At 67.4% G+C, this 15,035-nt stretch carries 14 protein-coding genes; 12 read left to right on the plus strand and 2 right to left on the minus strand.

All coding sequences use genetic code 11. From position 1 onward, the window contains the following. The first annotated feature begins 154 nt into the window (after positions 1–154). Entirely contained in the window at positions 155–856 is a 702-nt protein-coding gene (locus tag ACMGT0_RS14595; protein WP_054060660.1) for a response regulator transcription factor, read from the plus strand. A 4-nt stretch (positions 857–860) separates the two neighbouring features. Continuing rightward, complete coding sequence (locus tag ACMGT0_RS14600; protein WP_054062353.1) at positions 861–2,159, plus strand: ATP-binding protein; 1,299 nt, start codon at positions 861–863, stop codon at positions 2,157–2,159. 55 nt (positions 2,160–2,214) lie between these two features. Here ACMGT0_RS14600 and ACMGT0_RS14605 read toward each other — a convergent pair whose 3' ends face one another. Beyond that, a complete protein-coding gene (locus ACMGT0_RS14605; protein ID WP_054060662.1) occupies positions 2,215–3,072 on the minus strand; it encodes a LysR substrate-binding domain-containing protein in 858 nt (285 codons plus the stop codon). Positions 3,073–3,316: 244 nt separating this feature from the next. On the opposite strand from ACMGT0_RS14605, the gene ACMGT0_RS14610 reads away from it, so the two are divergent. The 10 genes from ACMGT0_RS14610 to metC all read left to right on the plus strand — a co-directional run bounded on the left by ACMGT0_RS14610 (position 3,317) and on the right by metC (position 14,004). Next, the gene (locus ACMGT0_RS14610; protein WP_416773184.1) at positions 3,317–4,150 is read left to right on the plus strand and encodes a transporter substrate-binding domain-containing protein; all 834 of its coding nucleotides are present in this window, start codon (positions 3,317–3,319) and stop codon (positions 4,148–4,150) included. Positions 4,151–4,320: 170 nt separating this feature from the next. Continuing rightward, entirely contained in the window at positions 4,321–5,142 is an 822-nt protein-coding gene (locus ACMGT0_RS14615; RefSeq protein ID WP_416773185.1) for a transporter substrate-binding domain-containing protein, read from the plus strand. Further along, positions 5,139–6,548 (plus strand): FAD-binding oxidoreductase, encoded by a 1,410-nt coding sequence (locus tag ACMGT0_RS14620; RefSeq protein ID WP_416773186.1) that lies wholly within the window; start codon positions 5,139–5,141, stop codon positions 6,546–6,548. The genes ACMGT0_RS14615 and ACMGT0_RS14620 overlap by 4 nt, the downstream gene beginning before the upstream one ends. After that, the gene (locus tag ACMGT0_RS14625) at positions 6,545–7,759 is read left to right on the plus strand and encodes an aminotransferase class I/II-fold pyridoxal phosphate-dependent enzyme (RefSeq protein ID WP_416773187.1); all 1,215 of its coding nucleotides are present in this window, start codon (positions 6,545–6,547) and stop codon (positions 7,757–7,759) included. Before ACMGT0_RS14620 ends, ACMGT0_RS14625 begins: the two co-directional genes overlap by 4 nt. Next, positions 7,759–8,481, plus strand: coding sequence for an amino acid ABC transporter permease (locus ACMGT0_RS14630; protein ID WP_054061549.1), 723 nt, complete (start codon positions 7,759–7,761; stop codon positions 8,479–8,481). Before ACMGT0_RS14625 ends, ACMGT0_RS14630 begins: the two co-directional genes overlap by 1 nt. Next, entirely contained in the window at positions 8,471–9,160 is a 690-nt protein-coding gene (locus ACMGT0_RS14635) for an amino acid ABC transporter permease (RefSeq protein WP_054061548.1), read from the plus strand. The genes ACMGT0_RS14630 and ACMGT0_RS14635 overlap by 11 nt, the downstream gene beginning before the upstream one ends. Next, complete coding sequence (locus tag ACMGT0_RS14640; RefSeq protein ID WP_054062349.1) at positions 9,147–9,965, plus strand: amino acid ABC transporter ATP-binding protein; 819 nt, start codon at positions 9,147–9,149, stop codon at positions 9,963–9,965. The genes ACMGT0_RS14635 and ACMGT0_RS14640 overlap by 14 nt, the downstream gene beginning before the upstream one ends. Before the next feature lie 21 nt (positions 9,966–9,986). Continuing rightward, a complete protein-coding gene (locus ACMGT0_RS14645) occupies positions 9,987–10,583 on the plus strand; it encodes a cysteine dioxygenase (protein ID WP_054061546.1) in 597 nt (198 codons plus the stop codon). Then, on the plus strand, positions 10,583–11,239 hold the full coding sequence (locus tag ACMGT0_RS14650) for a glutathione binding-like protein (RefSeq protein ID WP_054062348.1): 657 nt from the start codon (positions 10,583–10,585) through the stop codon (positions 11,237–11,239). The genes ACMGT0_RS14645 and ACMGT0_RS14650 overlap by 1 nt, the downstream gene beginning before the upstream one ends. A gap of 26 nt (positions 11,240–11,265) precedes the next feature. Beyond that, on the plus strand, positions 11,266–14,004 hold the full coding sequence (metC, locus tag ACMGT0_RS14655; RefSeq protein WP_416773189.1) for a cystathionine beta-lyase: 2,739 nt from the start codon (positions 11,266–11,268) through the stop codon (positions 14,002–14,004). A gap of 130 nt (positions 14,005–14,134) precedes the next feature. On the opposite strand, the gene rarD is transcribed toward metC, so the two are convergent. Then, the gene (gene rarD, locus ACMGT0_RS14660; protein ID WP_054058294.1) at positions 14,135–15,019 is read right to left on the minus strand and encodes an EamA family transporter RarD; all 885 of its coding nucleotides are present in this window, start codon (positions 15,017–15,019) and stop codon (positions 14,135–14,137) included. Positions 15,020–15,035: the final 16 nt, after the last annotated feature.

Genomic DNA, 15,035 nt, shown 5'->3' on the forward strand with positions numbered 1-15,035 from the left:
AATCGAGTCCCAATGATGACCCGGGCATGCTAAGGGCGGCCGTCAAGCGCTGCTGTGAAGCAATGTAGGTGGTTGGTGAAAAAGTGTGAAGCGAATGCTCGCGCACGCGTAAGGGCGTATATCCTTCACCTTTTCCTTCATTTCGTAGTTATTTATGCCGACGATTCTCCTGGTCGAAGACGACACCGCCCTTGCCGAACTGATTGCCAGCTACCTGGAGCGCAACGGCTATCAGGTCAACGTGCTGGCCCGTGGCGACCAGGTGCGCGAGCGGGCCCGGCAGGAGCCGCCGGACCTGGTGATCCTCGACCTGATGCTGCCGGGCCTCGACGGCCTGCAAGTGTGCCGCCTGCTGCGCGCCGATTCGGCGAGCCTGCCGATCCTGATGCTCACCGCCCGCGACGACAGCCACGACCAGGTGCTGGGCCTGGAGATGGGCGCCGACGACTACGTCACCAAGCCTTGCGAGCCGCGGGTGCTGCTGGCGCGGGTCCGCACCCTGTTGCGCCGCAGCAGCCTCAGCGAACCGCAGGTGGCCAGCGACCAGATCCTCATGGGCAACCTGTGCATCGACCTTTCCGAGCGCACCGTGACCTGGCGTGGCCAGCAGGTGGAACTGTCCAGCGGCGAATACAACCTGCTGGTGGTGCTGGCCCGGCATGCCGGCGAAGTGCTCAGCCGCGACCAGATCCTGCAGCGCCTGCGCGGTATCGAGTTCAACGGTACCGACCGCTCGGTGGACGTGGCGATCTCCAAGCTGCGGCGCAAGTTCGACGATCACGCCGGCGAGGCGCGCAAGATCAAGACCGTCTGGGGCAAGGGCTACCTGTTCAGCCGTTCCGAATGGGAATGCTGAGCCGATGCTGAAGATCCTCATCCGGCTCTACCTGATGACCATCATCACCTTCAGCGCGGCGATCTACCTGGTGCCGGACCTGGTGGTCGGGGTGTTTCACGAGCGCTTCCTGAACTACAACATCGACCAGGCGCGGGGCATGCAGGACCTCCTGGTCAAGCAGTTCAAGACGGTGCCGAACACGCGCTGGCCGGCGGTGGCGGCCGAGCTGGACCAGAGTTTCGCGCCGCTGCGGGTCTCGCTGATCCGCATCGACGACATCAGCTTCAGCGAGCCGGAGCAGAAGCGCCTGCGCCATGGCGAGAACGCCATCCGTGTCGGCGACTGGGGCGCGCCGGACCTGGTGGCCTCGCCGCTGGATGGGCAATTGGCGGTGCAGGTGGTGATACCGCCGGACCCGCTGGACGTGAAGCTGCTGTACTGGAGCATGAACGTGCTGGTCGGCGCGGCGCTGCTGGGCTGCCTGTTGTTCTGGCTGCGCCCGCACTGGCGGGACCTGGAGCGCCTCAAGCAGACCGCCCGGCAGATCGGCCAGGGCCAGTTGAGCGAACGCACGCGGATCTCGCCGCGCTCGAACATCGGCGAACTGGCGCAGGTGTTCGACACCATGGCCAACGACATCGAATGCCTGCTCAACCAGCAGCGTGACCTGCTCAATGCGGTGTCCCACGAGTTGCGCACGCCCCTGACCCGGCTGGATTTCGGCCTGGCCCTGGCGCTGTCCGACGAGTTGCCGCCGGCTTCACGTGAGCGACTGCAGGGATTGGTCGGGCACATCCGCGAGCTGGATGACCTGGTGCTGGAACTGTTGTCCTACAGCCGCCTGCAGAATCCCGGGCGGCTGCCGGAGCGGGTGCTGGTGCCGCTGCACGAGTTCGTCGACAGCATCCTCGGCAGTTTCGACGAAGAACTGGAGGCGCCGGATATTGTGCTCGACGTGTTGATGCAGGGTTCCCAGGAGCATTTCTCCCTGGACCCGCGGCTGACTGCGCGGGCGGTACAGAACCTGCTGCGCAATGCCATGCGCTACTGCGAGCGGCGCATCCAGGTGGGCATCCAGGCGACGACCGAGGGCTGCGAGTTGTGGGTGGATGACGATGGGATCGGCATTCCCGAGCAGGAACGCGAGCGGATCTTCGAGCCGTTCTATCGGCTGGATCGCAGTCGTGATCGTTCCACGGGCGGCTTTGGCCTGGGCCTGGCGATCAGCCGGCGCGCGGCGGAGGCCCAGGGGGGGACGCTGACGGTCGAGCAATCGCCGCTGGGTGGAGCCCGATTCCGCCTCTGGCTACCGGTAACCTGATCGTTCCCACGCGGAGCGTGGTAACGATCGGGTGTGAGAGCAGGTCGGGAGGGATCTACAACCCCTGGCTCGCGCGGATCAGATCATAGGCCCGGCGCACCAGCGGGTTGACCGTATTCGGCCGGATCCACAGGTGATAGGTCACATCCGGCAACCGCGGCAATCCGTCGTTCTCGCCCAGCACCCGCATATCCGGCCCCAGCAGTTCCATGCTGCGCGGCGTCACCCCCAGCCCCGCGCGTATCGCCGCCTTGATGCCGATCAGGTTCGACGCCAGGTATGCCTGGCGCCAGGCGATCCCGGCGCGTTCCAGCGCCTCGATGGCATAACGCCGATAGATACTCGGTTCCTCCACCAGAATCAGCGGCAATGGCTCGCTCGGCACATGGATGTACTGCGCCGAGCAGATCCACCACACCGGTGAGGTGCGCAGGGCAAAACCCTGCAGCCGCGAGTCCTCGCGGGTGGAAATCACCATGTCGATCTTGCCCCGGTGCAGGTCTTCCATCAGGTAGGGGCTGCGGCCCACGTCGATCTCCAGGCGCAGGCGCGGGGCCGAGCGGGCGATGTGGCTGAGGATCGGCGGCAGGATGGTGTCGGCGATGTCGTGGGGCGAACCGATGCGCAGCACCCCGCTCAGATGGCTCTCCTGCAGCGAGTTGAGCACTTCATCATTGAGCGAGAGCATTTGCCGGGCATGGCGCAGCAGCTGCCGGCCCGGCTCGGTGAGCTGTTTCTGCCGCCCCTGTTTCTGGAACAGGCTGACCCCCACCTGGTGCTCCAGGCGCTGCATCTGCTGGGTCACCGACGACTGGGTGCGGGCCAGGTGCTGGCCGGCTTCGGCAAAGGTGTGGTGGTCGACCACCGCGACGAAGGTGCGCAGCAGTTCCAGATCGAGGGTGGGCGAGGGCATGGGCGGCTCGAATTCATATCAAGGGTGGTTCGCAATAGATTACGGATTCTTATGTATATGGCGAGATAAAAATGCAAGTCCCCAATAAAGTCCCTGTAAATACGGGTTATGCCATTTTTTCAAAAAACTAATAACCAGAAAGTTATAACAATATTAGATATTTGCATTTCCGTTCGTGGAGGGCCGTCCCTAGCATGCGGGGCAACGAGGCCGGGAGACGCCGGCCGCCATCGAGGGGATAACCATGCAGTTCACGCGCACACCGATCCATCGCTTCCTGCCCACCGTGCTCGGCGCCTTGCTGGCCTTTGGCGCGAGCGCCGCGGCCCAGGCCGATGCCACCCTGGACAAGATCCAGCAGCGGCACAAGCTGGTGGTCGGCGTGGTGCTGTCCGGTGGCCCGTTCGGCTCCATCGACCCGGCGACCCAGGACCCCAAGGGGCTCAACGTCGACCTGGCGAACGCCCTGGGCAAGGACCTCGGCGTGGCGGTGGAACTGGTGCCGGTGCTGCCGGCCAACCGCGTGCAGTTCCTGCAGCAGGGCAAGGTCGACCTGCTGATCGCCAACATGGAATGGACCCAGGAACGCGATGCGATCCTCGGCCATGTGCCGACGCCGTTCTACAGGATCGGGGGTGCCGCCGCGCTGCCCAAGGACAGCAAGGTCGCCCGTTGGGAAGACCTCAAGGGCCAGCCGGTGTGCACTTCCCAGGGCAGCAGCTACGTCAAGCCGCTGACCGAACTGGGCGCGGACATCAAGGCGTTCAAGAGCTCGTCGGAGTCCCTGCTGGCCCTGCGCGGCAACAACTGCGTGGCGGCGGTGCACGACTCGACGCTGATCAACCCGCTGGTGGCCGGCAACCCGGAGTGGAAGGACTACCGCGTGCTGACCCCGGAGCTGAACCCGGCGCCGTCGGTGATCTGGACCCGCACCGGCGAGACCGACACCCAGAAGCGCCTGGACAGCGTGGTGCAGGGCCTGCACCGCAGCGGCTGGCTGATCGAGGCCGAGACGCGCAACCACATCGCCCCGGCGTCGCCGGCGCTGGTGGAGTTGCACGAGAAATACAAGGGCTGATGTTCAGCCGCTGAGTGTTTGTGAGGTTTGGGGGCCTCTTCGCGGGTAAGCCACGCTCCTACAAAGCTGCGGCGTACAAACGCCTTATGTACGACACGGACCCTGTAGGAGCGCGGCTTGCCCGCGAAGAGGCCCTCGGGTCCTCCCCACCATCCAAAGGACATACCGCGATGCTCAAGTACATGCCGCTGGCCCTGGCGCTGCTCACCGGCCTGGCCCACGCCGACGCCACCCTGGACAAAATCCAGCAACGCCACAGGATCAGTGTCGGGGTGATCCTCAGCGGTCCGCCGTTCGGCACCATCGACCCCGCCACCGGTGCCCACCAGGGCTACAACGTCGAGCTGGCCAAGGGCATCGCCGAACGCCTGGGCGTCGAACTGGAAACCGTCTCGGTCCTGGCCCCCAACCGCGTGCAATTCCTCCAGCAGGGCAAGGTCGACGTGCTGGTCGCCAACATGCAACTGACCGAAGAACGCGCCGAAATCCTCGACTACGTGCCCACCCCCTACGAGGAAGTCGGCGGCGCCGCGCTGATCCGCAAGGGCGCCGGCATCGCTCGCTGGGAAGACCTCAAGGGCAAGCCGGTGTGCGTGTCCCAGGGCAGCAACTTCATCAAGCCGCTGCAGGAAACCTACGGCGCGCAAATCAAGGCCTTCCGCAGCCAGTCCGAGTCGCTGCTGTCGCTGCGCGGCAACGGTTGCGTGGCGGCGGTGCACGTCAGCCCGACCATGCACAGCCTGCTCGACGAGGCCGAGTGGAGCGGCTACGAGATTCCCTTGCCCGACGACCTGATCCCGTCGCCGTCGGTGATCTGGGTCCGCAAGGGTGAGCGGGACACCCAGGCCCGCCTGGACGCCATCGTCCGCGACTGGCATCGCAGCGGCTGGTTGATCGAACTGGGCAAGCGCACCGGCATGCCGCCGTCCCAGGCCCTGCTCAAGCTGCATGAGCAGTACCGCAACAGCGCCCCCCTGGCGGCCGCGCCATGAGCCTGCTGTTCAGCCAGTTGCAGCAGTTGCTGGGCGCCGCCCATGTCCGCGACGGTGCCGACGGGGCGGCCTGGTTGAGTGACAAGCACCGGGTCTATCACGGCAAGGTGGTGGCGGTGGTGCACCCGGCCAGCACCGAGGAAGTCGCCGCCGTGGTGCGTGTGTGTGCCCACCATGGCGCGCCGCTGGTGGTGCAGGGCGGCAACACCGGGCTGATGGGCGCCGCCACGCCGGACGACAGCGGCCGCAGCGTGCTGCTGCGCCTGGACCGGATGAACCGCATCCGCCAGCTCGATACCGACAACGACACCGTCACCGTCGAGGCCGGTTGCATCCTGCAGCACCTGCAGGATGCCGCCCGCCAGGCCGACCGTCTGTTCCCCCTGAGCCTGGGCGCCGAAGGCAGTTGCACCCTGGGCGGCAACCTCGGCACCAACGCCGGCGGTACCGGGGTACTGCGCTACGGCAATACCCGCGAGCTGACCCTGGGCCTGGAAGTGGTCACCGCCGACGGCGAGATCTGGAACGGCCTGCGCGGCTTGCGCAAGGACAACACCGGCTACGACCTGCGTGACCTGTTCATCGGCAGCGAAGGCACCCTGGGTATCATCACCGCCGCGACCCTCAAGCTGTTCCCGCTGCCCAAGGCCCGGAGCACCGCCTTGCTGGCCTTCGACTCGCTGGCCCAGGCGGTGAGTTTCCTGTCCCATGCCCGCGCCGGTTTCGGCGCCGACCTGACCGCCTTCGAACTGATGTCCGCGGCCTGCCTGGCGTTGCTGCGCCAGCAGTTCCCCGACGGCCCGCAGCCGTTCGCCACGGCGCGGCAGCCGTGGTTCGCGCTGCTCGAACTGTCCGACAACCACAGCGCCGAACACGCCCGCGCGGCGTTCGAGCGGGTACTGGGCGAGGCCTTCGAGGCCGGTCTGCTGGCCGATGCGCTGATCGCCGAGAGCCTGGCCCAGAGCGCTGCGCTGTGGCAGTTGCGCGAGAACATGAGCGAGGCCCAGGCCCGCGAAGGGCGCAACATGAAGCACGACATTTCGCTGCCGATCTCGCGCATCGTCGAGTTCGTCGCCAGCACCGATGCCTTGTTGCAGGAACATTTCCCCGGCGTGCGCAACCTGACCTTCGGCCACCTGGGCGACGGCAACCTGCACTATAACGTCGCCGCCCCCCTGGGCCAGCCGGTTGAGGCGCACATGGCCCACTACGCCGCCCTCAGCGAGCTGGTGCACCGCAACACCCACGCCTTCGGCGGCTCCATCAGCGCCGAACACGGTATCGGCCAGCGCAAGCGCGAGCTGCTGGCGCAGGTCAAGAGCCCGGTGGAGCTGGACCTGATGCGTCGGATCAAACAGGCCCTCGACCCCCGCGGGCTGCTCAACCCAGGCAAGGTGCTGCCATGACCGTTCAACTTTCCCGGCGGGTACAGAAGGTCTCGCTGTCGGCCAATGCCGCCGCCAAGTCCCGCGCCACCGAGCTGCGCGAGGCCGGGCGGGACATTCTCGACCTGACCACCGGCGAGCCGGACTTCGACACCCCCGGGCACATCAAGCAGGCCGCCTGCGCGGCGATTGCCGCCGGCGCCACCAAGTACACCGCCACCCCCGGGGTGCGCGCCCTGCGTGAAGCGGTACGGCGCAAACTGGCCGAGGAAAACCGCCTGGACTACCCGCTGGCCGGCATCGTCATCGCCAACGGTGCCAAGCAGATCATCTTCAACGCCTTCGCCGCGACCCTAGACGAGGGCGATGAGGTGCTGGTGCCGGTGCCGTACTGGCCGTCGTTTCCCGACAGCGTGCGGATCAACGGCGGCGAGCCGGTGTTCGTGCAGTCGAGCCTGGAGCAGGGCTGCAAGCTGACGCCCGCGCAGCTCGAAGCGCTGATCGGCGAGCGTACCCGCTGGCTGATCCTCAACAGCCCCGGCAACCCCAGTGGTGCGGTGTACAGCGCCGCCGAGCTGCAGGCGCTGGCCGAGGTGCTGCGCCGGCATCCCAAGGTGCTGGTGCTGCTCGACGAACTCTACGAACACATCCGTTTCGACGGCCAGCCACCGCTCAACCTGCTCAATGTCGCGCCGGACCTGCAGCCACGTTGCCTGCTGGTGGGCGGGGTGTCCAAGACCTACGCCATGACCGGCTGGCGCATCGGCTTCGGCGCCGGCCCGCAGGTGCTCACCGCGGCCATGGCGGTGGTGCAGTCGCAGTCGGCTTCCGGGGCGTCCTCGGTGAGCCAGGCCGCGGCCTTGGCCGCCTACCAGGGCGGGCTGGATTTCCTGCCGGCGCAGGTGGCGGCCTATCGCGAGCGGCGCGACGTGCTGGTGGCCGCGTTGAGCGGGGTGGACGGCTTGCAGGTGCTGGTGCCCGAAGGCGGTTTTTTCCTGTTCATCCGCTGCGCCGGCCTGATCGGCCGGCGCCGTCCCGACGGGGGCCTGATCGCCAGCGATAACGACCTGGTGGATTACCTGCTGGAGGCGGGCGTGGCCGCCGTGGCCGGTAGCGCCTACGGCCTGTCGCCGTGGCTGCGGCTGTCGATCGCCACCGCCACCGACAGCGTCCGTGAAGCCGGCCGGCGGATCGCTGCGGCCTGCGCCCGGCTGGTCGAGGATCGCGGTTGATGGAAACGTTCGTGCAATGGGCCGCGCAACTGGGCCTCAACTATCGCTTCCTGCTCGACGCCTACCAGCGCGGCAGCCTGCTGGAGGGGGCCTGGACCACCTTGCTGCTGTGCGGGCTGACCCTTGTCGGCAGCCTGCTGGCCGGGGTGGTCCTGGCCGCCATGCTCACCAGCGCCAGCCGATGGCTGGCGCGTCCGGCGCGGGTCTTCGTCGAGGTCACGCGCAACACGCCGACCCTGGTCCAGCTGTATTGCGCCTTCCTGGTGCTGAACATGCTGCTGACCCAGGCGGTGGGCGCGGCCAACCCGCTGACGCCGTTCGCCTGGGTGGTGATCGTGATCTCCCTGCACAAGGGCGCCTTCCATGCCGAGGCGCTGCGTGCGGGGATCGAGGCGGTGCCGCCGGTGACCCTCGAAGCCGCCAGCTCCCTGGCCTTCAGCCGCCGGCAATTGCTGTGGAACGTGCAATTGCCGCTGGCCCTGCGCTTCGCCTTGCCGGCGCTGGTGAACAACCTGATCGACCTGGTGAAGATGACCGCCGTGGCCTCGGCCATCGCTGTCGGCGATATCACCTACGCCTCGATCATGATCTGGACCCAGAGCGACAACGTGCTGGAACTGATGATCCTGATCCTCAGCTTCTTCGGCCTGCTCAGCTTTATCGTCAACTGTGTCGGCCGCTACCTGGAAGCGCGCCTGAGGATGCCCGGCTATGGCCATTGAAACCGCGGTGGTCGAATCGTTGCTGCGCTGGAGCCCGGCGCTGGCGGCGGGCTTCGGCCAGAACATCCTGATCAGCCTGCTGGCGATCGCCCTCGGCTCGCTGCTCGGCCTGTTGATCGGCGCCCTCGGCCTGTCGCCGTTGCGGCTGTTGCGCCTGCCGGCGCGGCTGTGGGTGCAACTGTTTCGCAACGCGCCGTGGCTGGTGCTGATCTACTTCACCACCTACGTGTTCCCGTTCGAGATCCACGTCGGCGGCTACTACCTGCCATTCCCCGACTGGGTGAAGGTCACCCTCGGCCTGGCGTTGCCGGCCAGCGCCAACGTCGCCGAGATCTTTCGCGGTGCCATCGGCTCGATTCCGTCGACCCAGTGGGAAGCGGCGCGTTCGCTGGCGTTCAGCCGCGGCCAGCTGTTTCGCTCGATCATCCTGCCGCAGTGCTTCAAGCGCATGCTGCCGCCGTGGATGAACCTCTATGCGGTGATCACCATGGGTACCGCGCTGGCCTCGCTGGTGGGCGTGCACGACCTGATCGACACCGCGCAGATCGCCAGCAACACCGTCAACCGGACCGGCTTCACCGTGCTGATCTACTTCAGCGTGCTGGCGCTGTTCTTCGCCTATTGCTACCCGATTTCCCGCCTGACCCAACGCCTGGAGCGCCGCTATGCCTTCTACTGAACCCCTGGTCAGCCTGCGCGACCTGCACCTGTCGTTCGGCGCCAACCCGGTCCTCAAGGGCATCGACCTGGACGTGCAGCGCGGCCAGGCGGTGTCGGTCATCGGCCCGTCCGGCTCGGGCAAATCGACCATTTTGCGCTGCATCACCGGGCTGCTCAAGCCGCAGCGCGGCAGCATCCGTGTCGGTGACACCGAGGTGCACCGCCTGCAGCGCGAGGCCGAACTGATCGAGCTACGCAAGCGGGTCGGTTTCGTCTTCCAGCAGTACAACCTGTTCCCGCACCTGTCGGTGCTGGAGAACCTGCTGATCGCCCCCTGCAAGGTGCTCGGCCGCAGCCGTGCCGAGGCCGAGCGGCAGGCCCGGCAACTGCTGGCCAAGGTGCGCATGGAGCACAAGGCCGAGGCCTACCCCGGCCAGCTCTCCGGCGGCCAGCAGCAGCGGGTGGCGATTGCCCGCACCCTGGCGATGCGCCCGGAACTGATCCTGTTCGACGAAGTGACCTCGGCCCTCGACCCGGAAACCGTCGGCGAAGTGCTGACGGTGATCCGCGAGCTGACCGAGGAAGGCATGACCTGCGTGCTGGTGACCCACGAAATGCGTTTCGCCGAGGAGATCAGCGACGTGGTGTATTTCACCGAGAACGGCCGGATCGTCGAATCCGGCAGTGCGCAACGGATTTTCCAGCAGCCGCAAAGCGAGCGGACCCGCGAGTTCCTCCGGCATGCCCTGGGCGACAACCGTCGTCCGGTACAGGCCGACCCGTACCGCCTGACCAATATCAGCCCCTTCAGCCTGTCCATCTGACGCACCTACAAGGAGCCTGCCATGAGCACCACCGAACGCGCCAACGTGATCGAAACCTTCCTGGTGAAGATCCGCGCCATCCACCAGCGTGGCGTCGACCGCGCGGCCCTGCAAGCCATCGTTGCCCTGCTGGAAGAACTGGCCGAGCGCCGCGATCTGTTCAACTTCGATCATTTCCCGGCGCCGGTGGCGGGCGAGGGCAACACCGCGTTCCGCTACCGCCTCAACGACGACGGCGAAACCCCGACCCTGTACCTGAACTCGCTGCTGCCGGGCAAGAGCACCATCGCCCACAACCACGAGACCTGGGCGGTGATCAGCGCCGTCGAGGGCCAGGAACTGAACCGTGTCTACACCCGCCGCGACGATGGCCGCGACCCGGCCCGCGCGGTGCTGGAACTGGAGCGCGAGGTGGTGGTGCAGCCCGGCACCTCGATCGCCTTCCTCGGCGAGGACCTGCACAGCATCCGCGTCGACGGCGAACAGGCGACCCTGCATTTCCACCTCTACGGGCGCCCTCTGGAATCCCTCGAAGGCCGCTACGGCGTGCAGGACGACGGCACCGTCCTCAACTACAACAAGTCGCAGATGGCGCCTTCGATCAAGGCCTACGCCTGATGATCGACCTCTACTACTGGCCGACCGCCAATGGCCTGAAGATCGGCATCCTGCTCGAAGAGCTGGGCCTGGACCACCGCCTGCAACCGGTGAACATCCGCGCTGGAGAGCAGCGCGCCGCGGCATTCCGGCAGATCAGCGCCAATGGCCGCATTCCGGCGATCGTCGACCACACGCCGAGCACCGGCAGCGAGCCGCTGAGCCTGTTCGAATCCGGGGCTATCCTGACGTATCTGGCGGACAAGGCCGGGCGCTTCCTGCCCGCGGCCGGCAGCGTCCAGCGCCAGCGCGTGCAGGAGTGGCTGTTCTGGCAGGTCGGGCATGTCACCCCGTACCTGAGCCAGTGGCAGTTGTTCCGGGAAAAGGCCCCGGAGCCGATTCCGTTCGCCCTCGACCTGCTGCAGGGCGAGGCGACCCGCCTGTACGAGGTGCTGGAGCGGCGCCTGGACGGGCGCGACTACGTGGCCGGCGACTACAGCATCGCCGACATGGCGATCTTTCCCTGGATCCAGCCGCGCCGCCAGGGCTTCGACCTGGCCGACTACCCGGCGATCCGGGCCTGGCGCGAGCGCATCCAGGCCCGGCCGGCGGTGCAGCGGGCCTATGTCCGCGGCCGCGAGGTGGCGCCGGCCGAACGGTCGCTGGTGCTGGAATGACATCTTTATCCCGAGACGAGGCTTTCGTGAGCACAACCATTACCCCGGCACAGTTGCAGACGTGGCTGTTCGATGGCCGGGAAATCGCCCTGTTCGACCTCCGCGAACACGGCCAGTACGGCGAGGCGCACCTGTTCCATGGCGTGCACCTGCCTTATAGCCGCCTGGAACTGGAAGCTCGGCGCCTGGCGCCGAACCCGGCGGTGCGCCTGGTGATCTACGACCAGGACGGCGGCGAGCTGTCGTTGCGCGCGGCCCGGCGCCTGGCCGACCTCGGCTACCGCCAGGTGCATCGCCTCGAAGGCGGCGCCGATGGCTGGCAGGCTGCCGGCCTGCAACTGTTCGCCGGTGTCCACGTGCCGTCCAAGGCCTTTGGCGAACGGGTGGAAGAGGCCTGCCATACGCCCCATCTCAGCGCCGGCGAACTGGCGGCCTGGCAGGCCGAGGGCAAGCCGCTGGTGCTGCTCGACGGCCGGCCGTTCGACGAATACCGCAAGATGACCATCCCCGGTTCCATCTGCTGCCCCAACGGCGAGCTGGGCTACCGCCTGCACGACCTGGTGCCGGACGAGTCGACGCCGGTGGTGGTCAACTGCGCCGGCCGCACCCGCAGCATCATCGGCGCGCAGACGCTGATCAACCTGGGGGTGAAGAACCCGGTCTACGCCCTGGAAAACGGCACCCAGGGCTGGTACCTGGCCGACCTGCCACTGGAACATGGCAGCACCCGGCGCTACCGCGACGAGCAGGCGCCGGCTGGCGTCGAGCAACAGCGCGCCGCCGCCCGGCATCTGGCGCAGCGTGCCGGCGTGCCGAGCGTCAGCGCCGCCGAGGTCGCAGCCTGGGCCGCCAGCGCCGCGGGCAGCCTGTTTCTCTGCGATGTGCGCAGTGCCGAGGAATTCTCCCGTGGCAGCCTGCCCGGCGCGCAGCACACGCCTGGCGGCCAACTGATCCAGGCCACCGACCTGTATATCGGCGTGCGCCAGGCGCGGCTGGTGCTGTTCGACGACGATGGTGTGCGGGCGCCGATCGTTGCCAGTTGGCTGCGACAACTGGGGCACAATGCCCAGGTGTTGGCGGAGGGCTTGCACAGCGGCCTGCAACTGCCGGTGACGACGCTGCCGTCGTTGCCCGAGCTGCCGCGGATCGAGCCCGAGGTGCTGGTGCGTGAGTGGGCCGAACGGCGGGTGGCGCTGATCGACCTGCGGCCGAGCATGAGCTTTCGCAAAAACCATGTGGCCGGTTCGCAGTGGTCGATCCGCCCGTTGCTGGCCGCCGAGCTGGCCGGGGAAGGGCGGCCACTGGTGCTGATCGCCGACGACCCGGCAGTGGCGCGCCTGGCACTGCTGGAACTGCCGGCGGCGCAACAGGCCGCTGCCCGATTGCTGGCGGGCGACCTCGCCCGTTGGCAGGCGGCCGGCCTGCCGCTGGTGAGCGACGCGGCCGCCTTGCCTGATGAGCGTTGTATCGACTTTCTGTTCTTCACCCACGACCGCCACTCGGGCAACAAGGACGCGGCGCGCCAGTACCTGGCCTGGGAGACCGGCCTGCTGGGGCAGATGACCGCGGCCGAAATCGCCAGCCTGAAGCCGCTGAAACCGGCGGCTGCCAGCGCTGTGCGCACCCGCCTGGTCCACGCGGCCCGTACTGCGGCGGGCAGCGGGGCACGGGCGGTGAACGTGCCGGTGACGCGCCTGAGCACGGTGCTGTTCGACAACGTCGCGCAGATGCGTGATGCCCGCCGTCGGCGCGACCATGAACAGGTGCTGAGCTACGGCGCCCGTGGCAACCCCACGGCCTTCGCCCTGGAGGACCTGGTGAGCGAACTGGAAGGCGGCTACCGCACGCGGCTGTTCGGCACCGGCCTGGCGGCGGTGGCGCAGACCCTGCTGGCCTACCTGCGGCCGGGCGATCATGTGCTGATCACCGACGGCGTATACGGGCCGGTGCGCACACTGGCGAAAGAGTTTCTCGGGCCGTTCGGCATCGAGGTCGAGTACTTTCCGGCCGATGGCCAGGACCTCGCCGCGCGGCTGCGGGCCAACACGCGGCTGGTCTACTGCGAGGTGCCCGGTTCCTTGCTGTACGAATTGGCCGACCTGCCGGCGATCGTCGCCCTGTGCAAGCCGCGCAACATCCTGGTGGCGGTGGACAACACCTGGGGCTCGGCCTACCAGTACCGGCCGCTGGCGCTCGGTGCGGACATCTCGATCATGGCCCTGACCAAGTACCTGGCCGGCCACAGCGATGTGGTCATGGGCAGCGTTTGCACCACCCAGGCGGCCTGGCCGGCGTTGGCGCGCATGAGCGACAGCTTCGGCAACACGGTCAGCCCGGACGACGCCTACCTGGTGCTGCGCGGTGCGCGGACCCTGGCGGCGCGGCTGGAGGTGCACCAGCGCCAGGCCCTGGAAATTGCCCAGTGGCTCAAGGCGCAGCCGCAGGTGCGGCGGGTGTTCCATCCGGCGTTGCCGGAGCATCCGGGGCATGCGCTGTGGCGGCGCGACTTCAGTGGCAGCAATGGGTTGTTGTCATTCGAGTTCGCCGAAGCCGACAGGCGCCAGGCCGAGGCGTTCATCGATGCCTTGCAAGTGTTCGGGCTGGGGGCATCGTGGGGCGGTTACGAGAGCCTGGTGACCCTGGCCGACCTGGGCGATCGGCAGTTCCCGGTGGCGGCGAGCCATCCGGTGATTCGCCTGCATATCGGCTTGGAGGCGGTGGAGTCATTGATCGAGGATCTGCAGCGCGGCTTTGCGGCCCTCTGAGCCAGGCAGGCTGGGGCGGCAGTCGTCCAGGCGAAGGCGGCGGGTATCAATCCGCCGCCTCTCGGACCGAATGGCAACAGCCCGTGCCGCAAGACCCTCCGCTCTTCCACCGGTGGACACGGTGCAGGGGCTACTGGGCCCGGCGCTGCCTCAGCAGGCGCTTGACCCCTTCGAGCACCAGTACCGCCACCGCCAGCCAGATCGGGATGTAGGTCAGCCATTCGCCCGGGGCGATGCTTTCGCCCAGCAGCAGGGCGACGAACACCAGCAGCACCGGTTCGACATAACCGAGCAGGCCGAACAGGCCGAACGGCAGCTTGCGGCTGGCCAGCAGGTAGCAGATCAGCGCCGCGGTGCTGATCAGCCCCAGCCCGGGGATCAGCGCATACAGCGCCGGGCGCTGGTCGACCACGGCGAAGCCCTGCTCCCCGCTGTGCACGAACCACCAGGACACCGGCAGCAGCAGCGCCATGTCGAACCACAGGCCACCGAGGTTGTCGGTGCCGATGCGCCGGCGCAGCACGAAGTACACCGGATAGCCGCCAGCGACCACCAGGGTGGTCCAGGATACCCGGCCCACCTGGTACAGCTCGTTGAGCACGCCGCCGAGGGCGAGCAGGGCGGCGAGCAGTTGCAGCCGCGACAGCCGTTCGCCGTAGACGATGCGCCCGGTCAGCACCATGGTCAGCGGCAGCAGGAAGTAGCCCAGGGACACGTTCAGGCTGTGGCCGTTGAGCGGCGCCCAGAGGAAAATCCACAACTGCACGCCGAGCAGCGCCGAGGAGGCCATCAGCGTGAGCAGCAGCGCCGGCTGCCGGGCGATGCGCGCGACGAGAGTCGGCACCAGTTTCCAGTCGCCGGAAATCAGCATGAATACGGTCATGCAGGGCACGGTCAGCAGCATGCGCCAACCGAAGATGTCCTCGCCGTTGAGCGGCGACAGCAGGGAGGTGTAGAAATACATGACGGCGAACAGGCAGGACGCCGATACCGATAAAACGATGCCTCTGGACACAACAGCCTCGCGGTTG

Source organism: Pseudomonas sp. RHF3.3-3, assembly GCF_048069595.1.
In the GTDB taxonomy this organism is placed as follows: Bacteria; Pseudomonadota; Gammaproteobacteria; order Pseudomonadales; family Pseudomonadaceae; genus Aquipseudomonas; species Aquipseudomonas fuscovaginae_B.

Bases quoted from the DNA above. Each gene is read 5' to 3' on its own strand.
- ACMGT0_RS14595 (WP_054060660.1), top strand. From the start codon at position 155: ATGCCGACGATTCTCCTGGTCGAAGACGACACCGCCCTTGCCGAACTG.
- ACMGT0_RS14600 (WP_054062353.1), top strand. From the start codon at position 861: ATGCTGAAGATCCTCATCCGGCTCTACCTGATGACCATCATCACCTTC.
- ACMGT0_RS14605 (WP_054060662.1), bottom strand. From the start codon at position 3,072: ATGCCCTCGCCCACCCTCGATCTGGAACTGCTGCGCACCTTCGTCGCG.
- ACMGT0_RS14610 (WP_416773184.1), top strand. From the start codon at position 3,317: ATGCAGTTCACGCGCACACCGATCCATCGCTTCCTGCCCACCGTGCTC.
- ACMGT0_RS14615 (WP_416773185.1), top strand. From the start codon at position 4,321: ATGCTCAAGTACATGCCGCTGGCCCTGGCGCTGCTCACCGGCCTGGCC.
- ACMGT0_RS14620 (WP_416773186.1), top strand. From the start codon at position 5,139: ATGAGCCTGCTGTTCAGCCAGTTGCAGCAGTTGCTGGGCGCCGCCCAT.
- ACMGT0_RS14625 (WP_416773187.1), top strand. From the start codon at position 6,545: ATGACCGTTCAACTTTCCCGGCGGGTACAGAAGGTCTCGCTGTCGGCC.
- ACMGT0_RS14630 (WP_054061549.1), top strand. From the start codon at position 7,759: ATGGAAACGTTCGTGCAATGGGCCGCGCAACTGGGCCTCAACTATCGC.
- ACMGT0_RS14635 (WP_054061548.1), top strand. From the start codon at position 8,471: ATGGCCATTGAAACCGCGGTGGTCGAATCGTTGCTGCGCTGGAGCCCG.
- ACMGT0_RS14640 (WP_054062349.1), top strand. From the start codon at position 9,147: ATGCCTTCTACTGAACCCCTGGTCAGCCTGCGCGACCTGCACCTGTCG.
- ACMGT0_RS14645 (WP_054061546.1), top strand. From the start codon at position 9,987: ATGAGCACCACCGAACGCGCCAACGTGATCGAAACCTTCCTGGTGAAG.
- ACMGT0_RS14650 (WP_054062348.1), top strand. From the start codon at position 10,583: ATGATCGACCTCTACTACTGGCCGACCGCCAATGGCCTGAAGATCGGC.